Source organism: Streptomyces fructofermentans (genome assembly GCF_014651055.1).
GTDB classification, from domain to species: Bacteria; Actinomycetota; Actinomycetes; order Streptomycetales; family Streptomycetaceae; genus Streptomyces; species Streptomyces fructofermentans.
In genome coordinates this window covers 48,451-69,937 of record NZ_BMWD01000013.1, presented here as the reverse complement: position 1 = coordinate 69,937, position 21,487 = coordinate 48,451, and the positions used below count along the sequence as shown (strand labels likewise).

Annotated in this window: 19 protein-coding genes; 3 read left to right on the top strand and 16 right to left on the bottom strand. The window is 74.5% G+C overall.

Annotated features, from left to right (window positions below):
* Nucleotides 1-20: 20 nt before the first annotated feature.
* The 4 genes from IE265_RS19285 to IE265_RS19270 all read right to left on the bottom strand — a co-directional run bounded on the left by IE265_RS19285 (nt 21) and on the right by IE265_RS19270 (nt 3,310).
* A complete protein-coding gene (locus IE265_RS19285) occupies nt 21-1,184 on the bottom strand; it encodes an exonuclease SbcCD subunit D (RefSeq protein WP_190036865.1) in 1,164 nt (387 codons plus the stop codon).
* A 59-nt stretch (nt 1,185-1,243) separates the two neighbouring features.
* Nucleotides 1,244-1,870: a YigZ family protein gene (locus IE265_RS19280; protein ID WP_190036864.1), complete on the bottom strand. Its 627-nt coding sequence runs from the start codon at nt 1,868-1,870 to the stop codon at nt 1,244-1,246.
* A 151-nt stretch (nt 1,871-2,021) separates the two neighbouring features.
* Nucleotides 2,022-2,585, bottom strand: coding sequence for a SixA phosphatase family protein (locus IE265_RS19275; protein WP_190036863.1), 564 nt, complete (start codon nt 2,583-2,585; stop codon nt 2,022-2,024).
* Entirely contained in the window at nt 2,582-3,310 is a 729-nt protein-coding gene (locus IE265_RS19270; protein WP_190036862.1) for a hypothetical protein, read from the bottom strand. The genes IE265_RS19275 and IE265_RS19270 overlap by 4 nt, the downstream gene beginning before the upstream one ends.
* Before the next feature lie 273 nt (nt 3,311-3,583).
* Here IE265_RS19270 and IE265_RS19265 point away from each other — a divergent pair, with 273 nt between their 5' ends.
* Nucleotides 3,584-3,991, top strand: a complete 408-nt coding sequence (locus IE265_RS19265; protein WP_190036861.1) for a CoA-binding protein — start codon at nt 3,584-3,586, stop codon at nt 3,989-3,991.
* 69 nt (nt 3,992-4,060) lie between these two features.
* Here IE265_RS19265 and IE265_RS19260 read toward each other — a convergent pair whose 3' ends face one another.
* The 3 genes from IE265_RS19260 to IE265_RS19250 form a co-directional block, all read right to left on the bottom strand.
* Nucleotides 4,061-4,858: a VOC family protein gene (locus IE265_RS19260; RefSeq protein WP_190036860.1), complete on the bottom strand. Its 798-nt coding sequence runs from the start codon at nt 4,856-4,858 to the stop codon at nt 4,061-4,063.
* A gap of 370 nt (nt 4,859-5,228) precedes the next feature.
* Complete coding sequence (locus IE265_RS19255; RefSeq protein WP_190036859.1) at nt 5,229-5,786, bottom strand: YbaK/EbsC family protein; 558 nt, start codon at nt 5,784-5,786, stop codon at nt 5,229-5,231.
* Between the two features lie 43 nt (nt 5,787-5,829).
* The gene (locus IE265_RS19250; RefSeq protein WP_190036858.1) at nt 5,830-6,402 is read right to left on the bottom strand and encodes a helix-turn-helix domain-containing protein; all 573 of its coding nucleotides are present in this window, start codon (nt 6,400-6,402) and stop codon (nt 5,830-5,832) included.
* Between the two features lie 119 nt (nt 6,403-6,521).
* Between IE265_RS19250 and IE265_RS19245 the strand changes: the two genes are divergently transcribed.
* Complete coding sequence (locus IE265_RS19245) at nt 6,522-7,382, top strand: DMT family transporter (protein ID WP_190036857.1); 861 nt, start codon at nt 6,522-6,524, stop codon at nt 7,380-7,382.
* A 15-nt stretch (nt 7,383-7,397) separates the two neighbouring features.
* Here IE265_RS19245 and IE265_RS19240 read toward each other — a convergent pair whose 3' ends face one another.
* Nucleotides 7,398-8,216, bottom strand: a complete 819-nt coding sequence (locus IE265_RS19240; protein ID WP_190036856.1) for an acyltransferase — start codon at nt 8,214-8,216, stop codon at nt 7,398-7,400.
* A gap of 86 nt (nt 8,217-8,302) precedes the next feature.
* Here IE265_RS19240 and IE265_RS19235 point away from each other — a divergent pair, with 86 nt between their 5' ends.
* On the top strand, nt 8,303-8,833 hold the full coding sequence (locus IE265_RS19235; RefSeq protein ID WP_190036855.1) for a gamma carbonic anhydrase family protein: 531 nt from the start codon (nt 8,303-8,305) through the stop codon (nt 8,831-8,833).
* 234 nt (nt 8,834-9,067) lie between these two features.
* Here the strand turns inward: IE265_RS19235 and IE265_RS19230 are convergent, their stop codons facing one another.
* The 8 genes from IE265_RS19230 to iolC all read right to left on the bottom strand — a co-directional run bounded on the left by IE265_RS19230 (nt 9,068) and on the right by iolC (nt 21,211).
* Nucleotides 9,068-9,742 (bottom strand): DedA family protein, encoded by a 675-nt coding sequence (locus tag IE265_RS19230; protein WP_190036854.1) that lies wholly within the window; start codon nt 9,740-9,742, stop codon nt 9,068-9,070.
* Between the two features lie 121 nt (nt 9,743-9,863).
* Entirely contained in the window at nt 9,864-12,332 is a 2,469-nt protein-coding gene (locus IE265_RS19225) for a beta-glucosidase family protein (RefSeq protein WP_190036853.1), read from the bottom strand.
* A 305-nt stretch (nt 12,333-12,637) separates the two neighbouring features.
* Nucleotides 12,638-15,109: a SpoIIE family protein phosphatase gene (locus IE265_RS19220; protein WP_190036852.1), complete on the bottom strand. Its 2,472-nt coding sequence runs from the start codon at nt 15,107-15,109 to the stop codon at nt 12,638-12,640.
* A 116-nt stretch (nt 15,110-15,225) separates the two neighbouring features.
* Nucleotides 15,226-16,008, bottom strand: a complete 783-nt coding sequence (locus IE265_RS19215; RefSeq protein WP_190036851.1) for a GntR family transcriptional regulator — start codon at nt 16,006-16,008, stop codon at nt 15,226-15,228.
* Nucleotides 16,009-16,526: 518 nt separating this feature from the next.
* A complete protein-coding gene (iolD, locus tag IE265_RS19210; protein WP_190036850.1) occupies nt 16,527-18,401 on the bottom strand; it encodes a 3D-(3,5/4)-trihydroxycyclohexane-1,2-dione acylhydrolase (decyclizing) in 1,875 nt (624 codons plus the stop codon).
* A 7-nt stretch (nt 18,402-18,408) separates the two neighbouring features.
* On the bottom strand, nt 18,409-19,338 hold the full coding sequence (iolB, locus tag IE265_RS19205) for a 5-deoxy-glucuronate isomerase (protein WP_190036849.1): 930 nt from the start codon (nt 19,336-19,338) through the stop codon (nt 18,409-18,411).
* Between the two features lie 16 nt (nt 19,339-19,354).
* A complete protein-coding gene (locus IE265_RS19200; protein ID WP_190036848.1) occupies nt 19,355-20,233 on the bottom strand; it encodes a Cgl0159 family (beta/alpha)8-fold protein in 879 nt (292 codons plus the stop codon).
* A 27-nt stretch (nt 20,234-20,260) separates the two neighbouring features.
* Nucleotides 20,261-21,211 (bottom strand): 5-dehydro-2-deoxygluconokinase, encoded by a 951-nt coding sequence (gene iolC, locus IE265_RS19195; protein WP_190036847.1) that lies wholly within the window; start codon nt 21,209-21,211, stop codon nt 20,261-20,263.
* Between the last annotated feature and the right edge of the window lie 276 nt (nt 21,212-21,487).

Sequence of the window (21,487 nt, the reverse complement as noted above, 5' to 3'; positions counted from 1 at the left end):
GGTGTGCGGGGTGCTCGCCTTCACCGGGCGACCTCGCGGACGGTGTCGTCGGCCCGGACGGCGTCGAACGCGTCCTGGAGCACGGTCCGTTCGCCCGGGTCGGGTCCGGCTCCGCGGACGTGCGCCACGAAGTCCTCCGCGATCTGCCGGTCGCTGCGGCCCGCCAGCCGCCTGGCGTAGGACACCTCGGGGTCGTCGGGGGCGCGCTCGGGTTCGAAGACGAGGCTGAGGGTGTGCGGGAAGCGCTCGGTGAGCCGTGCCATGGGCTCCGCGGGGCGTACGGGGTCGGTGAGGGTGGCCTCGACCCAGGCCTCCTCGTGGCGGACGAGCCCGGGGTCGGCGAGCAGGTCGTCCAGGCGTCCCCTGATGCGGCCGAGCGGGCGCGGCACCGGGCAGTCGACGCGCTCCGCCTCGACGGTGCCGTCCGCCCCGAGGTCGACGAGCCACATGGTCTTGCGGTGGTCCGTCTCGGAGAAGGAGTACGGCAGGGGGGAGCCCGAGTAGCGGACGCGGGGGTTGATGGCCTGGCTGCCGTGGAGGTGTCCGAGCGCGGCGTAGTCGACGCCGTCGAAGACTCCCGCAGGGACGGCGGCGACCCCGCCGACGGTGATGTCCCGCTCGCTGTCACTGGGCTCGCCGCCGGTCACGAAGGCATGGGCGAGGACGACGGACCGGGTGCCGGGCGGGCGGGTGGCGAGGTCGGCGCGGACCCGGTCCATGGCGGCGGCGAGCACGGCCTCGTGGCCGGTCCTCTCCACCGCGAACTCGTCCTTGACGAGTGCCGGTTCCAGATAGGGCAGGCCGTAGAAGGCGACCTCGCCGAAGTCGTCCCGCAGGACCACCGGTGTGCCGCACGCCGAGGGCTCGGTGCGCAGATGGATGCCGGCGCGGTCGATGAGGCCGGCTCCGACGCCGAGGCGGCGCGCCGAGTCGTGGTTCCCGGAGATCATCACCGTCGGCACCCCGAGTCCGGCCAGGCGGTGCAGGGCGTCGTCGAACAGCTCGACCGCCGCGAGCGGGGGCACCGCCCGGTCGTACACGTCGCCCGACACGACCACGGCGTCCACGTCGCGCTCGCGCACGGTCGCGGTGAGGTGGCCGATGAACTCGGCCTGGGCCCCGAGCATGTTCACCCGGTGGAACGCCCGGCCGAGATGCCAGTCGGAAGTGTGCAGCAGCCTCATGGTTCCCGAGACTATCGGCCGGGTCGGACAGCACGGGCGGCTACTCCCGTATCGGCCCGTTATGCGTCCCCGTACGCCTCTCCGCCCAGTTCGAACCCGGCTGTCCCCGCCGTCACGTCGGCCAGCCATGCCCGGAAGGCGTCCACGTCGGCGTCCGGGAGGCCGACCTCGATGGTGACGGCCTCCGCGTAGCGCACGTCACGGACCTCGCGGCCGGTGGCCCGCAGGTCGTTCTGGACCTTGCCCGCCCGCTGGTGGTCGACGGTCACCGTGGCCAGCCTGAAGCGCCGGCGGGTGCGGGTGCCGACGGTGTCCAGGGCCTCGCCCACCGCTCCGCCGTAGGCCCTGATGAGTCCGCCCGCGCCGAGCTTGACCCCGCCGTAGTAGCGGGTGACGACGGCGACGACGTACCGCATGTCGCGCCGGAGCAGCATCTGCAGCATCGGGACGCCCGCGGTGCCGCCGGGTTCGCCGTCGTCGCTCGCCCGCTGCACACCCGCGTCGGCTCCGACGACGTACGCGAAGCAGTTGTGCGTCGCGTCCGCGTGCTCCCTGCGGACGGCGGCGACGAAGTCCTGGGCCTCCCGCTCGGTTGCCGCCGGTGCCAGCGAGCACAGGAAGCGGGAGCGGTTGACCTCGGTCTCGTGCACGCCTGCGCGGGCCACCGTGCGGTACTCGTCCTGCATCCGGCCAGCGTATGCGCTGCACGCGCGTGCAGGACCGGCCGGGCGGCACGCGGGCGTACGGGCCGGGCGGCGGGCACGCGCAGGGGTGTGGCGGCACGCGCGCGTGGGCGTGGGCGTGGGCGTGCGCGCACGGCCGGCGGGACGTCCCGGGTCAGCGTCCGCGGCCGGGCCCGCCCTTCTTCCGGCCCCGGGGGACGATCATGTCGGTGAGCAGCGCGGCGCCGGGCGCGAGGGCCCGCCACCCGCTGCCGTGCCAGGCGAGGACGGCGATCGCCGAAGTGGGGAACTTGGTCCGCACGTCGTCGAGCGAGTCGTCCAGGCTGTCCCCGGCCAGGGTGAGCACCAGGTCCTCCAGGCCGGGGTTGTGCCCGATCAGCAGCACGGTCCGCGCCTCGTCGGGAGCCTCCCGCAGCACGTCGAGCAGTTCCCGCACGTCCGCCGCGTACAGCCGCGCGTCGTGGCGTACCGGCGGCGGTGTGCCGAACTGCTCCGCCGCCAGTTCCCAGGTCTGCCGGGCACGGACGGCGGTGGAGCAGAGCGCGAGGTCGGGCAGGCAGTCGGAGTCGGCGAGCGCACGTCCCGCGGCGGGGGCGTCGCGGCGGCCGCGTGGCGCGAGCGGCCGCTCGTGGTCCGCGACGAGGTCGGGCCAGGCGGACTTGGCGTGCCGCAGGACGACCAGGCGGCGCAACGGGCCCGCTCCGGCGCGCGCGATCACCCGGGGACCCCGCGCCCGATGTCACGGGTGAGTTCCAGCCCGAGGAGCCGGTCGGCGTAGGCGTACGTCTCGAACCGGGCGCCGTCGGGCACCGTCCCGGAGGTCTCCACCCTGCGCAGCACGGCGAGGACCGCGGGCACGTCCAGGTCGTTCTCCCAGGCGCCGCGCAGTTGCCCGCGCACGGGGTCGGGGATGGGGCCCGACGGCCTGGTCGCCCAGCCGGCGACGGCTCCCCGCCAGTGCCGCAGGGTCCGGCCCGCCTCCGCGAGTCCGCCGGTCGACAGCCGCAGGGGTTCAGCGCGGGGCCGGGCGAGCAGGGCGAGGCGCAGCGCGGTGGCGTCGGCGTCGTCCAGCACGCCTGGACCGGCTTCGACGCCGGCGACCCCGACGCGCAGACCGGGCGGCACCCGCCCGCCGGGCCCGAGCACGTGCAGCACCTGCGCTTCGCCGAGGCCCGCTCCGCCGTACCGTTCCTCCTCGAAGGGCCGCACGCCCAGATCCGCGGCCCGGCTCCTCAGCTCCGCGGTCTCCGACGGCCCGTTCAGCACGGTCCAGACGGGCGTCCCGCCGATCTCCAGGGCTCGTACGAGGACGTCGGCGACCAGCAGCACCCGCAGCCCGGTGGCGTCGGGGTGCGGCACATGCGCCTCGACGCGGGTCAGGCCCCGTCGGGCGGGAGTGGCGTCGGCGGGTTCGCCTGTTCGGGCGTCGGTGATACGCAGCACGGGCCGAGCGTAGGCGCGGGAGGGGCCGGGTGCGGGGAGGCGGACGTCATTGCCGGGCACGGGTCCGCGCCGCGCGCCGCCCCCGGTCCGCACCCCACTCCGCCCGCCGGGGCCGCACCGCCCTCCGCCCACCGGGGCCGCGACCGTGCGCGGCGGGGTCCCGGGCCGGCGGGCGGCCGGCGGACGGGCGGTTCCTCCCCGCCGGGAATCACCCGCCGTCGCGCGCTGTTGCCCGCCTGAGCACTTCTCGCAGCCACCTCAAGGAGGCCATCCGTGTACGGCGATCCGGCAACGATCCGCACGATACTCACCGAGCTGGGCGACACCTGGGCGGTCGTCGGCCTGTCGTCGAACGAGGGGCGTGCCGCCTACGGCGTGGCGGACGTCCTCCAGCGTTTCGGCAAGCGCGTCGTCCCGGTGCACCCGAAGGCCGAGACGGTGCACGGCGAGCGGGGGTACGCGTCCCTCGCGGACATCCCCTTCGACGTCGACGTCGTGGACGTGTTCGTCAACAGCGAGCTGGCCGGGGCCGTGGCCGACGAGGCCGTCGCCATCGGTGCCCGGGCCGTCTGGTTCCAGCTCGGTGTCGTCGACGAGGCGGCGTACGAGCGCACCCGCGCGGCCGGTCTGGACATGGTCATGGACCGCTGCCCGGCGATCGAGATCCCGCGCCTGGGCTGACCCCGCGCCGGGCACCGGCCGTGCCGCGGGGCGCGGGGTGCCGGTCCCGCGGGGCGGCGGCCGCGCGGTTCAGCGCTCGGAGCGGGACGTCACCGTGAACTGCGCGCCGTCGGGGTCCCGAAGGACGGCCTCGAACTCGGACACCTCGCCCTGGACCGAGCCCCCGTGCTCCAGCGCGGCCTTCATGCAGGCCTCCACGTCCGTCACCGCGAAGTGGATCTGCCAGTGCGGCCGGATCGTGGGGTCGGGGGCGGCCTCCACCGCCCCGGAGTGGATGCGGGCCACCACGTCGCCGTCGCTGCGCAGGACGACCTCGTCCCCGTCGTAGTGGACCTCGCAGCAGCCGGGCTCCGAGGTGGCCCACCGGAGGACCTCGCCGTAGAAGATGGCGGCGTCGAAGGCGTTGCGCGTGTGGAGGCGGACGAAGGCGGGGGCGGCCCTGCGCCAGGACTCCCAGCCGGAGAAGAGCTGGCCCTCCCAGATGCCGAAGACGGCGCCGTCGCGGTCGGCCATCAGCGCGGCCCGGCCGGTCGGGAAGGAGATGGGTCCCACGGCGGTCGTCCCGCCCCGCTCCTGGCCCCTGGCGACCGCGTCGTCCGCGGCGGACACGGCGAAGTACGGGGTCCAGCTCACGGCCATCTGCCACATGGAGGCCACGGCCGCGATCCCCGCGACGGGCACGCCCTGCGCGTAGGCGATCCGGAAGCGGTCCATCAGCCGGGTCGTCCTGAAGCGCCACCCCAGCACCGCCCCGTAGAACTCCTCGGCGGCCTCCTGGTCGCGTGCCGTCAGGCTGACCCAGCACGGCGCCCCGACCACCGAGTGGCTGGAGACGACGTCGCTTCGGAGTGTCGCGTCGCGGTTCATGGCAGTACCGTCCTGATTCGTGCTGGTCGGCGTACGTGGACGTCCGACAGCATCGGAAGCACCCTCGGGGCCGTGATTCCTCTCCTCCAGCATCTACCGCATCGGCGACCCGCGTCGCGCCCGCGACACTCCGGCGGCCCGGAAACGGACCCGCTTCGCACTCCGAGTACCCCGTGGCGGCACCCTCGACCGAACCTCCCCGCCCCGCCCCGGCCTGCTCTTCGGCCCGGTCACCGGCGCCGGGCGGCGCTCCGCCGGTGACCCGCCGGTCGGCTCGGTCCGGTCACCGACGGGGCGGGCGGATCACCCTCGTCCCCCGGGCGCGTGTTGACGCGCCGCGCCGGGCGGGGGCAGTCGGGGGGGCACGGGCTCAGGAGACGCCGAGCCCTTCGACCACGACGGCGTTCGGCAGCTGCGCGAAGGCCTTCCCGGGGATCAGCAGCTTGCCGCGCCTGCGTCCGCTGCCCACCAGGACGTACGGCAGGTCGACGACGGCCGGGTCGACGAGGACGGGCCAGTCGGCGGGAAGCCCGACAGGCGTGATGCCGCCGTACTCCATCCCGGTCTCTCTGGTGGCCGTGTCCATCGACGCGAACGACACCTTGCGCGCCCCGAGGCGGCGGCGCACGACACCGTTGACGTCGACCCGGGTGGTGGAGAGCACGACACACGCCGCGAGCGTGGTCTCGCCGCCCCGCTTGCCGGCGACGACCACGCAGTTGGCGGACTTGTCCAGGAGGTCCCTGCCGTAGTGCTCGACGAACGTGGCGGTGTCCGCCCACTCGGGCTCGGTGTCGACGTGGACGAGGGCGTCGGCGGCGACGGCGCCCTCCCAGGCACGTACGGCGTCGGCGACCGGGGCGATCAGCGAGCCGAGGAGTTCGGGAGCGGGCGTGGCGTCGTCGAAGTGTCCCAGGGGTGCGCGCATGACAGCACGCTAACAGTCGGGCGCAACGCGGCGGCGAGGCGTCTCAGTGCACGCCCGGGACGGACACGGCCATGATCATTTCGAGCGGGTCGTCGCCCCGATTGGCGTACGTGTGGGGGGTGTTGGCCTCGAAGGAAGCACTCGCCCCGGCCGGGACGACATGGTCCGAGCCGTCGACGGTGAGCGTCAGTTCGCCCCTGGTGACGTGGATCAGCTCGACCGTGCCGACGGGGTGCGGGTCGGAGGGGCTGCCCTCGCCCGGCATCAGCAGCCAGTCCCACATCTCCAGCGGGCCCGGGGCCTCGGCGCCGGCGAGCAGGCGGTTGTAGCTGCCGGCGTCGGTGTGCCAGAGCCGGACGGCCTGCTCGGCCGGGACGATCCGGACGGTCGGGCCCTGTTCGTAGTCGAGCAGGGTGGTGATGCTGATGCCGAGCGCGTCGCCGATCTTGACGACGGTTCCCAGGCTGGGGTTGGTCCTGGCCTGCTCGATCTGGATGAGCATGCCGCGACTGACTCCGGCGCGGGCCGCGAGCGTCTCCAGGGTGAAGCCGCGCTCGGTGCGCCAGCGCTTGACGTTGCGCGCCAGGGACTGGGTCAGCAGGTCGAGGTCCGACACGTTCCGTCCAAGATTGTCGCTCGATGGTCGAGTTCAATATTTTGAATGACACAGTTCAATGCAATGAACTACGGTGTGGTGCACCGAATTGTTCACCGAACTGTACTGCGAGGCGTCCCATGGAAGCACCGGCCGCGCTCTTCGCCCTGGCCACCAGCGTCCTGTGGGGACTGGCGGACTTCGGCGGCGGCCTGCTCGCGCGGCGCACGCCCGCCCTGACGGTCGTCGTCCTCTCGCAGTCCATCGCGACCCTCGTGCTCGGTGCGGTCGTGGTCGCGACGGGCGCCTGGAGCGAGGCGGGACCCCGGCTGTGGTTCGCCGTGGCGGCGGGACTCGTCGGCCCGGTGGCGATGCTGGCCTTCTACCGGGCGCTCGCGCTGGGCCCGATGGGGGTCGTCTCACCGCTCGGCTCCCTCGGGGTGGCCGTCCCCGTGACCGTCGGGCTCGTGCTCGGGGAGCGGCCGGGACTGCTCCAGTTCGCCGGCATCGCGGTCGCCGTGGTCGGTGTCGCGCTCGCGGGCGGCCCGCAGTTCAGGGGCGCCCCCGTCCAACGGGAGGCCGTCCTGCTCACCCTGGTCGCCGCGATCGGCTTCGGCGCCGTGATGGCACTGATCGCCGAGGCGTCGACCACCCTGACCGGGCTGTTCCTGGCCCTGTTCGTGCAGCGCGTCACGAACGTCGTGACCGGCGGGGCGGCGCTGGCCGTCCGCGTCAGGCGCGGAGGCACGGCGCCACCGCGCGTCGCGTGGACCGCGCTGCCCGCGATGGCGTTCGTAGGGCTCGCCGACGTGGCCGCCAACGGCACGTTCGCGCTGGCCGCCCGGCTCGGTCCGGTCACCGTGGCCGCCGTCCTCGCCTCGCTCTGCCCGGTGGTGACCGCCCTGGCGGCGCGCGGCTTCCTCAGCGAACGGCTGCGCGGGGTGCAGGCGGCGGGCGCGGGTCTCGCGCTGGTCGGCACGGTGCTGCTCGCCGCGGGCTGAGGCCCTCGGGCCGGTTCAGGACTCGGCGGGCACGTCGGCCGGGGCGTCGCCGATCGCGCGCAGCCCTTCGAGGCTCTTCTCGTCGAGTTCCGCCAGCGCCAGCAACTGCTCCGGCGTCACGCCGTCCGGTATCGGCACGGGCGCCGGGGTGCGCAGCGGGGGCTGCCAGCCCTCGGCCGGGGTCCAGCGCCGTACGACCCTGGCGGGCGCCCCCGCCACCACCGAGTGGTCCGGCACGACACCGCGCACCACCGCGCCCGCGGCCACCACGACGTTCCGCCCGATCCGCGCGCCCGGCAGGACGACCGCGCCCGTCCCGATCCAGCAGCCCGGCCCGATCTCGACCGGCTCCATCCGCGGCCACTGCTTGCCGATGGGCTCGTGGGGATCGTCGTACGAGTGGTTCGTGGTCGTCACGTAGACGTAGGGACCGAAGTAGCAGTCGCTGCCGATCGTGATCGTCGTGTCGGCGATGACATGGCTGCCCCGGCCGAGGACGACACCGTCGCCGAGGCGCAGGATCGGCTCGGCGCCGAGGTCCAGGTCCGGCATCAGGCCCGCGGTCAGGGTGACCTGCTCGCCGATGATGCAGTGGTCGCCGAGGTGGATCCAGGGCTCGCCGAAGACCGTGCCCTGCGGGAAGGCGAGCCTCGTCCCGGTGCCCATGGCACCGAAGCGGAGCCGGCCGGGCCGCTCGGCGGTCACCGCGCCCGTCCGCTGCACCCAGGCCCAGCCGGAGTGGACGGCGCGCTGCACGAGGCGGCCCCGCCGGGATGAGAACGTGTTCTTGCTCTTGGACACCCGCTCACCGTACTCAGCGGGCCGTCCGCCCATGGGACGGGACCGCTGTGATCTTCGCCCCACCGGTACGCGGCCCCATCCCTTACGGTGCCCGTACCGACGAGAACGAGGAGACGGCGATGACGCACGAGGCGCTGATCGCGGGCGTGGGCGGCAAGCAACCGGCGGTCGACCGGGAGGCGTTCACCGCGCCGACGTCCGTGGTGCTCGGCGAGGTGACGCTGCACGCGGGGGCGAGCGTCTGGTACGGCGCGGTGCTGCGCGCGGACTGCGGTCCGATCGTCATCGGCGCGGACAGCAACGTCCAGGACAACTGCACGCTGCACGTCGACCCGGGCTTCCCCGTCAGCGTCGGGGAGCGCGTCTCCATCGGGCACAACGCCGTGCTGCACGGTGCGACGGTCGAGGACGACTGCCTGATCGGGATGGGCGCGACCGTACTGAACGGCGCGGTGATCGGCGCGGGTTCGCTGGTCGCCGCACAGGCGCTCGTGCCGCAGGGGATGCGCGTGCCCCCGGGCTCGCTCGTCGCGGGCGTGCCCGCGAAGGTGAGGCGCGAGCTGACGGCGGAGGAGCGCGAGGGCATCTCGCTGAACGGCACGCTGTACGTGGCCCTGGCCCAGGAGCACCGCAAGGCGCACGAGGGCTGAGGGCTGCCCCGCGGGCGTCGGCGGCCCGGGGCGCGGTGCCTGATCGCGTCGGCGGGGGCGTGCCTCCGGGCGGACCGTGACGCCTGGAGCCCGGACCGGTCGCGACCCGCCCGCCCGCGTGCGCCGGACCGCGGGGCAGGCGACACCACAGGTCTTCCGTCGTGGCCCGAGCGCGCCGCCTTCGTGCCCGGCCGTCGCGCGGCGGGGGTTCGGGGCTCGGCGGTTCCGGTGGGGCTACTCCGCCGCCGGGACCGGCTCCCGCTCGCCGAGCGTCGCCGCGGCTTCCGCCTCGGCGTGCTTCTCGGCCGTGACCTTCTTCGCCTTGCGCTTGAGCATCAGCATCGAGACGAGACCGATGAGCAGGGCGGCGACCAGCCCGAGCCACGAGAAGCGCTTGAGCCAGGACTCGGCGACCACGCCGACGTAGTAGATGACCGCGGTGGTGCCGCCGGCCCACAGGATGCCGCCGAAGACGTTGGCGATCAGGAACTTCCAGTACGGCATCCGCAGCACACCCGCGAGCGGGCCCGCGAAGATGCGCAGCAGGGCGACGAAGCGGCCGAAGAAGACGGCCCACATGCCCCACTTCTCGAAGGACCGCTCGGCGGTGGCGATGTGGCCCTCGCTGAAGTGCTTGGGGAACTTCCCGCCGAGCCAGGCCAGCAGCGGCCGGCCGCCCTTGCGGCCGATGGCGTACCCGATGGAGTCGCCGATGATCGCGCCCGCCGTGGCGCAGGCGCCGAGGATGACGGGGTTGATGTCGCCGTGCTGGGAGGCCAGCAGCGCCGAGGAGACGAGGATGATCTCGCCCGGCAGCGGGATGCCCAGGCTCTCCAGTCCGATGACCACGCCCACCAGCGCGTAGATGGCGACCGCGGGGACGGTCTCGAGCCACTCCTGGACGTGCAACGCCGTTCCTCCCGGTTCGCGGGCCGGCCGGACAGGCCGCCACGCGCCCGGCCGGGCGCGTGCCGGGAAGCCTACCCGGTCGCCACCGGGGCCACGGAAGCCCGTTCGGGACCCGTCCGCCTCACACGCGGGCCGTGGTGACGAGCCTCGGCTCGCGCGACGAGGCCGCCACCCACACGGTCCGCGGCCCGGTGCCCAGCACCCAGCCGTGCCGCCGGGCGTCCCACGAGGAGAGCGTGCGCCGGTCGACCCGCACGGCGACCCGGCGCGACTCGCCCGCCCGCAGCGCGATCCGCAGATAGCCGCCCAGCACGCGTACGGCCTGCGGGACCCGGAGGTCGGGCGAGGGGCCGACGTAGACCTGCGGGACGTCCACGCCGTCCCGAGGGCCCGTGTTCCGCACGGTGAAGGCCACCTCCAGGCCGTCGTCCGTCCGCTCCGCCACCGGCTCCTCGTAGACGAAGGAGGTGTACGAGAGCCCGTGGCCGAACGGGAACAGCGGCCGCACCCCCTCGGCGTCGTACCAGCGGTGGCCGACGTGGACGCCCTCCGAGTACTCCTGGACGCCGCCGACCCCCGGATAGCGGCGCGGGTCGCCCGCCACGGGGTGGTGGTCGTCGTCGGCCGGGAAGGACTGGGTGAGCCGCCCGCCGGGGTCGCAGTCGCCGAACAGGACGGCGGCGGTGGCGGCCGCGCCCTCCTGGCCCGGGTAGTACATCTGGAGCACGGCGGCGGTGCGGTCCAGCCACGGCATCGACGTAGAGGACGAGGTGTTCAGGACGACCGTCGTACGGGGGTTCGCCGCGGTCACCGCCTCGATCAGCGCCACCTGGTGGCCCGGGAGCGCGAGGCTCGCGCGGTCCTGGTTCTCGGTCGCGTCCTCGTACGCGAACAGCACGACGGCGTGCGCCTCGCGCGCCGCCCCCACCGCCTCGGCGACGTCCCGGGCCCGTGTCGCCCCTGTGCCGTGCCGCAGGCGGAACGTCTGGCCCTCGGCGCCGCCCGCCGCGGTGATCCGCACCCGGTGCGCGCCCGCGGCGAGGGCGAGTGTCCTGCGGCGCACCGCGAGTCCGTCGGGCGCCACCGACACCAGCCCGCCGGTGAAGTGCTCGGCGAGCCCGGTCGCGACGGGGAACAGCTCCACGCCGTCGAGGACGACCGCGGGCCGCGCGCCGGAGTAGTGCACGACGAAGGTCCACTCGTCGTCCTCCTCGACGTCCAGGACCCCGTCGTACGTCCAGGTCGTGCCGGCCGCCACCCACCGGCCCTCCGGGTCGGCGTCGCCGGACAGGGCGGACGCCGGCAGGGGCTTGCCGAAGAGGTCCTCGCCGAGCGCGTACGCGACCCGGGCCCCCGCTCCCGCACGGGCCGTGATCGCGGTGAGCGGGCTGTCCGCGTGGTCGGGGACCACGTGGGCGCTGCCGCCGCCGCTGACGAAGGGCAGGGCACCCGTGGGTCCGACCACCGCGATGCTCCGGGCGGCCCGGCCGGTGAGGGGCAGGGTGCCGTGCTCGTTGCGCAGCAGGGTGGCACCGGCCTTGGCGACCTCCAGGGCGACCGCCGCGCCCGCCGCCGCGTCGCGGGCCGGGCGCGGCGGGGCGCTGCCGTCGAGCAGCCCGACGCCGTCCATGGCGGTGAGGAGCCTGCGGACCGATCGGTCCACGTACGCCCGCGGCACCCCGCCGTTCTCGACGGCGGACTTCAGGGCGGCCCCGAAGTACCTGCCGTCGGGCATCTCCATGTCGAGTCCGGCGGTGAGCGCGGCCACCGTGCTGTGGGCGGCGTGCCAGTCGGTCATCACCCAGCCCCGGAAGCCCCAGCGGTCCCGCAGCACGTCCGTCAGGAGTACGGCGTTCTCGCAGGCGTGGATGCCGTTGACCTTGTTGTAGGAGCCCATCACCGCGTGGGTTCCGGCACGCACGGCGGCCTCGAAGGCACGCAGCTCGACCTCGTGGAGTGTCTGCTCGTCGACCCGTACGTCGACGGACTCCCGGTCCTGCTCCTGGTTGTTCATCGCGAAGTGCTTGACCGTCGCGATGAGGCCCTCGCCCTGGATGCCCCTGATCTCCTCGGCGACGAGGTCGGCAGAGAGCAGCGGGTCCTCGCTGAAGGTCTCGAAGTTGCGGCCGGCGTAGGGGGTCCGGATGAGGTTGACCATGGGCGAGAGCAGGACGTCCTGGCCGAGGGCGCGGCCCTCGCGTCCGATGACGCCGCCGTACCGGCGGGCGAGCGCCGGGTCGAAGGCCGATGCGAGCAGCACGGGGGCGGGCAGGGCCGTGGCGTGCCGCGCGGCACGGACGCCCGCGGGACCGTCGGCGAGGCGCAGTGGCGGAATGCCGAGGCGTGCCACGCCCGGCACGTAGCCGGCCTGGCCGAGGTCCTCCGGATCGGTGGCGCCGTGCAGCAGGGAGATCTTCTCGTCGAGGGTGAGACGCGCGACGAGCCCCTCGACCCGGGGGCCGGCGGGCGGCTCGCGCCGCCGGTCCGCGGCGTGGACGGGGGTCGGGGGCCCCGCCGTCGCGGCCAGGGCGACGGCGGTCGCGACGCCGAGCAGGCGCAGGGCGGACCTCCGGGACACGGTGTCGGGCACGGGGCGTCACTCCTCGCTCGGCGCGGGTACGAGGAGGCGGTCCGCCGGGTCGCGGGGGCGGGACGCGGGTTCGGCCTCCGGACGCACTGTGCGGCAGCGGTGACCCGCCGCACCGCCGGACACCACGGGCGGGACGGATGTCGGCCCCCATGGAGTACGGGCCGCCGGCCCCGCCCCCTCCACCCCTCGTCCCTCGACGCCCGGGGCCCATCGCCCCGCGAGCCCCCGCCCCCTGGAGCCCTCGCCCCACGGGCCCCTGGGCGCTCCGGGCCCTTCGCCGACGAGCCCTCGGCTCGCCGGACCGCTCAGAACTCCGGGCCCGTCAGGGACTGCTCCGTCCAGATGATCTTGCCGTCACGGGTGTAGCGCGTGCCCCAGCGCTGGGTGAACTGCGAGATGAGGAACAGACCCCGGCCGCCCTCGTCGGTCGTCCTGGGATGCCGCAGGTGCGGGGCGGTGGGGCTCGCGTCCCAGACCTCGCAGACCAGGGCGCGCGACACGATCAGCCGCAGCCGGATCGGTCCCTCGGCGTGCCGGATCGCGTTGGTGACCAGTTCGCTGACGACCAGTTCGGTGGTGAACGTCAGCTCGTCGAGCCCCCATTCACCGAGCTGCCGCGAGGTGCGCTTGCGGACCTCGGCGACGGCCGCGGGGTCGCTCGGCAGCTCCCAGGAGACCGTGCGGTCCGCGGCGAGCCGCCGGGCGCGCGCCATCAGCAGCACCACGTCGTCCGGCGGGCGCTCCGGGACCATGTCGTCGACGACGGCCCGGCAGCGGTCGTCCAGGCCGGGCCCGCGGCGTTCCAGGACCCGCCGCAGCCGCTCCCGGTCGGCGGCGGCGTCGCGCTGCGGGGCGGGGCCCTCGGCCGCGAGCAGTCCGTCCGTGCACAGGGCGAGGACGCTGCCCTCCTCCAGGACCAGTTCGACCGACTCGAAGGGCGGGCCGCCCACGCCGAGAGCGGGGCCCGGCGGCAGTTCGGGGAAGTCGACGGTCCCGTCCGGGGCCACGACCGCGGGCAGGCCGTGCCCGGCGGCGGCCATGGAGCAGCAGCCGCCCACCGGGTCGTACACCGCGTACAGGCAGCTCGCGCCCTTCGCCCGTACCCCGTCGGCGCGCGGAGCCCTGGTGGGGTCGTCCTCGTGCCCGGCCCGGTCGACCAGGTCGTCGAGATGCGCCAGGACCTCCTGGGGCGGCAGGTCCAGGTCGGCCAGGGTCTGCACCGCGGCCCGCAGCCTGCCCATGGCCGCGGCGGCCTCGATGCCGTGCCCAACGACGTCGCCGACCACGAGGGCGACCCGGGCGCCGGAGAGCGGGATGACGTCGAACCAGTCGCCGCCGAGCCCGGTCAGCTCGTCGGCGGGCCGGTAGCAGGCGGCCACCTCCATGGCGTCCTGCTCGGGGAGCCGGTGCGGCAGCAGGTGGCGCTGGAGGACGAGCGCCGCGTCGCGTTCCCGGGTGTAGCGGCGGGCGTTGTCGAGGCACAGGGCCGCCCGGGAGACGAACTCCTCGGCCAGCCCCAGGTCGTCCTCGTCGAAGGGGTCCCGGCCCGGCCCCCGGAAGAACGAGGTGATCCCGAGGGTCGTGCCGCGCGCGCGGACCGGCAGGACCATCCCGGTGTGCAGCCCGGTGTCCGGGAAGGCGTGTGTCCCGCCCCCGCCCTCGGGTGCGGCGGCCCACTGGCCGGCCGAGGGGTCGAGCCCTCCCCCGATCCGGGGTCTGCCCCCGGTCAGCACGTCGATCGCGGGGGCGTCCGCCGGGTACCGGATCACCTGCCCGAGGCCGGCGGCGCGCTCCTGCGCCTCGTCGTCGCGGGAGCGGAGCCCGGCCCTGCGCAGCGGTACGGCGTCCGGGGAGCTCATCGGCCCCGCCGCGAGTTCGCCGCCCTGCAGAACGGTCTCCAGCAGGTCGACGACGACGAGGTCGGCGAGCCCCGGCACCGCCACGTCGGCCAGCTCCTGGGCGGTGCGCGCCACGTCCAGGGTCCTGCCGATCCGCTTGCCCGCCTCGTCGAGCAGGGTGAGGCGTTCACGGGCCCGGAAGCGCTCACTGACGTCGACTACCGTGTAGTACACGCCGATCGGGACCCCGTGGTCGTCCTCCAGGCGGGTGAACGACATCGCGTGGGCGGTGTCCCGGTGGGGCGCGGAGCGGACCGACCCGATGTGCTCGTAGCCGACGACGGGTACTCCGCTCTCCAGCACCCGGCGCATGACCGCCTCCAGCGCCTCGGCGTCCAGGCCGGGCTGGATGTCCGCGAGCCGCTTGCCGATCCGCTCGTGCCCGGAGCCGCCGCCGAACTCCTCCAGGGCCGCGTTCGACCACACGAAACGCAGGTCCACGTCCACGATCGCGAGGCCGATCGGCGACTGCGCGGCCAGCCGTTCCAGCACGCTGCGGCTCATGTCCCAGCCCGCCGCCCCGGTCGTGTCGGCGGCCAGGACGACCCAGCGGGAGGGGCCGTCCGCCTCCTCCAGGGCCGGCACGACCCGTACCGCCGTGACGACCGGGTGCCCGTCGCGGTGGCGCACGGCGACGAGTCCGGTCCAGCCGCCCGCGGAACCGCACTCCCGGATCGGCCCGGGCAGCCGCGCGGCGTCCTCGGGCATCAGCAGTTCGGCGACCGCCCTGCCCACGACCTCGGCGCGGCGGTAGCCGAAGAGGCGTTCCGCGTCGGCGGACCAGCCGGTCACCGCCGTACGGTCGTCCAGCAGGGCCACCGCGGCGTCCGCCATGTCGAACCTCTGCCGCGCCACACCGCTTTCCTCGCTCGTCGCCACGCGGACCCTCTCCGTCCCGGGAGTGGTCGTTCCCGTCCGCCACGTTCGGTGCATTCGTGCGATACGGGCCCAACGTACCGCCGTGGCCGCGTCCCGACCTGGGCAGCCGCATCCGATCAGGGGCGCACGAGGAGCTGGAAGTCGAAGGTGTAGCGGGAGGCGCGGTACACGTGGGTCCCGTACTCGACGGCTCGCCCGTGGTCGTCGTAGGCCGTGCGCCGCATGGTGAGGAGCGCGGCGCCCGCCGGTTCGTCGAGGAGTTCCGCCTCCCTGTCGGTGGCGGACCGGGCGCCGACGGTCTGCTGGGCGCTGTGCAGGGTGATGCCCGCCGCCCGCAGCACGCGGTAGAGGCCGGTCTCCCGCAGCCTGCCGGTGTCCGCCTGGATGAGTGAGGCGGGAAGGTGGTTGCACAGGTGGGCGACGGGCTCGCCGTGGGTGGTGCGCAGCCGCTCCAGGACGATGACGTCACGGCCCTCCGGGATGCCGAGGGCGGCGGCGACCTCCGCCGACGCGGACTGGATCTCGTTGCGCAGCACCCGGGTGGCGGGGCTCTGGCCGGCCGCCGCCAGGTCGTCGTAGAGGCTGCTCAGTTCCAGCGAGCGCCGGACCTGGCTGTGCACCACCTGCGTGCCGATGCCGCGGCGGCGCACCATCAGCCCCTTGTCCACGAGGGACTGGATGGCCTGGCGCACGGTCGGCCGGGAGAGGCCGAGCCGGGCGGCGATGTCCACCTCGTTGCCGAGCAGGTCTCCGGGGGCGAGCGCCCCGCGCTCGATCGCGGACTCCAGGTGCTGGGCGAGCTGGTAGTAGAGCGGGATCGGGCTCGCCCGGTCCAGGGCGACCTCCAGGCGGTCGAACGCGCCGGCGGTGGCCGGTCGTGCGGATCCCGTCTCTGCCACGGGAGCACCTTCCCTTCGCGTGTCCTCTGTACGGCTGGGGCTGGGGCTGCTGTACGGGGCTGGGGCTGCGCGGGCCGCCGGGGTGTGCGGGGGCGCGCGTCCCGTGTCACGGATCGCCGGCGGCGCTCCCGCCGTCGGCGTGACGGGGTGCCCGCGCGGCGCCGGACCCGGCACGGGGACGCGGGACGGTCGCGCCGCCGCCGGTGCGTGCGCGGCCCTCGGCCGGGGCGGCGAGGACCACGGGGCCCGCGACCCCGAAGACACGGCCCCGCACGCCGCCGAACGAGTGAGGTGCCGCCGCCGGGCCGGGCGCAGGCACGTGGGCCGGGCCCTGCCGGACCCCGTTCGGGGAGCGGCGGAGCCCTCCGCCGCGGGCCGCGACTGCGGTGTGACGGGAGTGGCCGGTGGTGTTCCCGACGGGTCTGCCGCCGGCCTGGCGGGTGGTCGTCCTCATGGGCGCGGGTCCGTTCCTGGGTGGCGGACCGCCGCCGGGAGGGCGGCAGGGAGCGGGCGGACGGTCAGAGGTGGCGCCGGCGGTCGACGACCCTTCGCTCGTACGCCTCCCGCGCCCTGGTGGCGGCCTCGCGGGAGGCGACCTCGGCCACCGGGACGTCCCACCACGCCTGGGCGCCGGGGGCGCCGGTGGCCGGGTCCGTCTCCACGTGGACGCATGTCGGCCGGTCCGACGCCCGGGCGGCGGCCAGCGCCTCGCGCAGTTCGCCGACGGTCTTGGCGCGCAGGACGTCCATGCCGAGGCTGGCGGCGTTGGCGGCGAGGTCCACGGGCAGCGGGTCGCCGGTGAACGTGCCGTCGGCCGCGCGGTAGCGGTAGGCGGTGCCGAAGCGCTCGCCGCCGGTCTGCTCCGAGAGCCCGCCGATGGAGGCGTACCCGTGGTTCTGGATCAGCACGAGCTTGACCGGCAGCCGCTCCTGGACGGCGGTGACGATCTCGGTGGGCATCATCAGGTACGTGCCGTCGCCGACCAGCGCCCAGACGGGGGTGCCGGGCGCTGCCTGCTGGACGCCCACGGCGGCCGGGATCTCGTAGCCCATGCAGGAGTAGCCGTACTCCAGGTGGTACTGGCGCGGCGAGCGGGCCCGCCAGAGCTTGTGCAGGTCTCCGGGGAGCGAGCCGGCCGCGTTGATCACCACGTCCTCGTCGCCGACGACGGCGTCCAGGGCGCCGAGCACCTGCGTCTGGGTGGGCACCGCGTGCTCGTCGTCCGCCCGGTAGGCGGCGTCGACGACCCGCTCCCAGCGCTCCTTGCCCGCGCCGTACTCGGCCTCGTACTCCGCGTCGACGCGGTGGCCCGAGAGGGCCCCTGTGAGGGCTTCGAGGCCGGCGCGGGCGTCGGCGACCAGGGTGCGCGCGCTCAGCTTGTGGGCGTCGAAGGCGGTCACGTTGAGGTTCACGAAGCGGACGTCCGGGTGCTGGAACAGGGTCCCCGAAGCGGTGGTGAAGTCCGAGTAGCGGGTGCCGACGCCGATGACGAGGTCGGCGGTGCGGGCCAGGTCGTCGGCGACGGAGGTTCCGGTGTGGCCGATTCCGCCGAGGTCGGCCGGGTGGTCGTGGCGCAGGGACCCCTTGCCCGCCTGGGTGGACGCGACGGGGACGCCGGTGGCCTCCGCGAACTCCCTGAGCGCCCGCTCGGCCTCGCTGTGGTGGACGCCGCCGCCCGCGACGAGCAGGGGGCGCCGTGCGGCCCGTACGGCGTCGGCGGCCGCCGCTAGTTCGGCCGGTTCGGGGGCCGGGCGGCGCACCCGCCAGATCCGCTCGGCGAAGAACTCCGCGGGCCAGTCGTACGCCTCCGCCTGCACGTCCTGCGGCAGGGCGAGGGTGACGGCGCCGGTCTCCACCGGGTCGGCGAGCACCCGCATCGCCTGCAGGGCGGCGGGGATCAGCGCCTCGGGGCGGGTGATCCGGTCGAAGAAGCGGGAGACCGGGCGCAGGGTGTCGTTGACCGACACGTCCGCCTCCACGGGATGCTCCAGCTGCTGGAGGAGCGGGTCCGCCACACGGGTGGCGAAGTAGTCGCCGGGCAGCAGCAGCACGGGCAGCCGGTTGATCGTGGCGAGGGCGGCGCCGGTGACCAGGTTGGTGGCGCCCGGCCCGATGGACGTGGTGACCGCCTGGGCGGAGAGCCTGTTGAGGTGGCGGGCGTGGGCCACCGCCGCGTGCACCATGGCCTGTTCGTTGCGGCCCTGGTGGAAGGGCATGCTTTCCTCGCCCGCCTCCAGGAGCGCCTGGCCGATGCCGGCCACGTTGCCGTGGCCGAAGATCCCCCAGGTGCCGGCGATCAACCGGTGCCGTACGCCGTCGCGTTCGGTGTGCTGCGCGGCCAGGAAGCGCACCAGCGCCTGGGCGACGGTCAGACGGTGGGTGGAGCGGCTCATCGCGACCTCACTGGGACGGGGCAGTGTCGGGAGTCGTGCCGTCCGGGCGCCGCCGGACGTCGGGCGGGGCCAGCCGGGGGTCGACAGGGGTGCCTGGCCAGGTGTCGCGGATCCACGCGTGGTCGGGGTGGTCGCGGATCAGCCAGGCCCGTTCGTCCCCGGGGCCCGCCATGACGTTGAGGTAGTACATGTCGTGGCCGGGCGCGGCCATCGACGGGCCGTGCCAGCCGTCGGGGATCAGTACGACGTCACCGGCGCGCACCTCGGCGAGGACGTCCGTCCCGCTTCCCCGGCCGGAGGGCGAGACCCGCTGGTATCCGAGGCCGGGGGTGCCCTCGTGGCCGGCGATCTCGAAGTAGTAGATCTCCTCCAGTTCGGACTCCTCGCCGGGGTGGTGCTCGTCGTGCTTGTGCGGCGGGTACGAGGACCAGTTGCCGCCGGGGGTGACCACCTCGACGGCGATGAGCCGGTCGCACTCGAAGACCCCCGCGGCGCCGAAGTTGTGCACCCGGCGCGAGCAGTTTCCGGTGCCGCGCAGCTCGACGGGGACGGAGTCGGCGGGCCCGTGGCGGGCGGGCAGACGGCGGGTGCAGCGCGCTCCGGTGAGCGCGAAGCGCCCGCCCGCCTCCGAGGTGAGGGTGGCGGTGGCGTCGCGCGGGACGTACACGAAGTCGCTGACCCCGGCGAACACGTCGCTGCGGCCGCGCAGTTCGAAGGCGTCCTGCCCGGGGGCGTCGTCGACGGTGACGGTGCAGCCGCCGCCGAGGGAGAGCACGATCCACTCGCTGTCCCCCGCGGGGAACAAGTGCGTTCCTCCGGGCGGCAGTTCGAGGACACGGAGGCTGGAGTACCGCCAGCCTGCGCTGTCCGGCGAGACGTCCACGGCGTAGGGGTCGCTCACTGCCTTGCCGGCGGGCAGGTGGTGTGCGCTGGTCATACGGGATTCCTTCCGGTCAGAGCAGGCCGACCGCGGTGTCCACCGCGGTCTCGACGCCGCCCTCGGCGGGATAGAGCAGGGACCGCCCGACGACCAGCCCCTGGACGGTGGGCAGCCGCAGGGCCTTGCGCCATCTCTCGTACGCGCCGTCCTGGTCCCGGCCGACCTCCCCGCCGAGCAGCACGACGGGCAGGGTCGACGTCTCCAGGGCGGTGGACATGTCGTCGGGGTCGTCGGTGACGGGCAGTTTCAGCCAGGTGTAGGCGGAGGTGCCGCCGAGCCCGGAGGCGATGGCGATGGACCGGGTGACGGCCGCGGCGGTGAGGTCGTTGCGCACCGTCCCTCCGACGCGGCGGGTGATGAACGGCTCGACGAACACGGGGAGTCGGCGTCCGGCCATGGCGTCGATCGCGCGGGCCGAGGACTCCAGGGTGGTCAGCGAGCCGGGGTCGTCGTAGTCGATGCGCAGCAGCAGTTTGCCCGCGTCGAAGTTCAGCCTCTCGATGTCCTCGGCGCGGTGGCCGGTGAAGCGGTCGTCCATCTCGAAGGAGGCGCCGGCCAGGCCGCCGCGGTTCATCGAGCCCATCACGACCTTGTTCTCCAGCGCGCCGAGCAGGAGGAGGTCCTCCAGGATGTCGGCGGTGGCGAGCACCCCGTCCACACCGGGCCGCGACAGCGCGACGCACAGCCGCTCCAGCAGGTCGGCGCGGTTGGCCATCGCCAGGGCGCGGTCGCCGACGGCGAGCGCGCCGCGCGCCGGATGGTCGGCGGCCACGATCATGAGGCGGCCGCCGTCGCCCACGAGAGGGCGCCTGCCGCGGCGGGCCGCCGCCTCGGCTATGGCCTCCGGGTGCCGGGCCCGCACCCTGACGAGGTCGGGGATGGTGATGCTCAAGGGTTGCTCCGTTCGGGGGTGGCGGCGTCAGCCGCGGGAAGCGACGAGATCCTCGACCTCGGCGGCGGTCGGCATCGCGGAGGAGCAGGCGAGGCGGGAGGCGACGATGGCTCCCGCCGCGTTGGCGTGCCGCATCGTCCTCTCCAACTCCCAGCCCGCCAGCAGCCCGTGGCACATCGAACCGCCGAACGCGTCGCCCGCGCCGAGGCCGTTGACGACCTCGACGGGCACCGGCGGCACCTCGGCGGCGGTGCCGTCGCGGTGGACGGCGAGGACGCCCTTGGGGCCCTGCTTGACCACGGCCAGCTCGACCCCCGCCGCGAGGAGCGCCTCGGCGCAGGCCCGCGGTTCGCGCTCCCCGGTGGCGACCTCGCACTCGTCGAGGTTGCCGACGGCGACCGTGACGTGCCGCAGGGCCTCGGCGTAGTACGGGCGGGCCTGCGCGGGGTCCTTCCAGAACATGGGGCGCCAGTCGAGGTCGAAGACGGTGGTGCCGGCCCTGCCCCGGGACTTGAGGGCCGCGAGGGTGGCGGAGCGGCTCGGTTCCTCGCTGAGCCCGGTGCCGGTGATCCAGAGGATCTTCGCCGCCCTGAGGGCGAAGAAGTCGAGTTCGTCGGTGCGGATCTCCAGGTCGGGCGCCTTGGGCCGGCGGTAGAAGTAGAGCGGGAAGTCGTCGGGCGGGAAGATCTCGCAGAACGTGACCGGTGTCGGGTGGGCGCCGACCGGGGTGACCCAGCGGTCGTCGACCCCGAACTCCCGCAGGGCCTGGTGCAGATACTCCCCGAAGGGGTCGTCGCCGGTGCGGGTGACGATCGCGCTGGAGCGCCCGAGGCGGGCCGCGGCGACCGCGACGTTGGCGGCCGAGCCGCCGAGGAACTTCCCGAAGGTTTCCACGCGCGCGAGCGGTACGCCGGTCTGCAGCGGGTAGAGATCGACTCCGATGCGGCCCATGGTGATCAGGTCGAAGGACTCGCTCATACAGGTCGCTCCTCGAGCTGGGGTGCGGACTTCCGGGGGGTGCGGGATACGGGGGACCGGTGATTCCTAGGTGTAAGACCGGGGCCGGACCCTGTCAAGACTTTGTACTTACATTCTCACGTGTTCCTGAAATGATGTCTTAACAAAGTATTGACAGAGGGGTCGGTCAGGGACTTACATCCCCTCCCAACAGCACTGCCGAATTCGTCGTCATACGGCCCACCGGTTCCCTCCGTTCGGGCCCGAGGTCCGGGCAGCGCGCCCGGACCGACCCGC

Coding starts and splice junctions, on each gene's coding strand:
- IE265_RS19255 (WP_190036859.1), bottom strand. CDS start 5,786: ATGCGCGCACCCCTGGGACACTTCGACGACGCCACGCCCGCTCCCGAA.
- IE265_RS19235 (WP_190036855.1), top strand. CDS start 8,303: ATGACGCACGAGGCGCTGATCGCGGGCGTGGGCGGCAAGCAACCGGCG.
- iolB (WP_190036849.1), bottom strand. CDS start 19,338: ATGACCAGCGCACACCACCTGCCCGCCGGCAAGGCAGTGAGCGACCCC.
- iolD (WP_190036850.1), bottom strand. CDS start 18,401: ATGAGCCGCTCCACCCACCGTCTGACCGTCGCCCAGGCGCTGGTGCGC.
- IE265_RS19240 (WP_190036856.1), bottom strand. CDS start 8,216: ATGGGCGGACGGCCCGCTGAGTACGGTGAGCGGGTGTCCAAGAGCAAG.
- IE265_RS19280 (WP_190036864.1), bottom strand. CDS start 1,870: ATGCAGGACGAGTACCGCACGGTGGCCCGCGCAGGCGTGCACGAGACC.
- IE265_RS19260 (WP_190036860.1), bottom strand. CDS start 4,858: ATGAACCGCGACGCGACACTCCGAAGCGACGTCGTCTCCAGCCACTCG.
- iolC (WP_190036847.1), bottom strand. CDS start 21,211: ATGAGCGAGTCCTTCGACCTGATCACCATGGGCCGCATCGGAGTCGAT.
- IE265_RS19245 (WP_190036857.1), top strand. CDS start 6,522: ATGGAAGCACCGGCCGCGCTCTTCGCCCTGGCCACCAGCGTCCTGTGG.
- IE265_RS19285 (WP_190036865.1), bottom strand. CDS start 1,184: ATGAGGCTGCTGCACACTTCCGACTGGCATCTCGGCCGGGCGTTCCAC.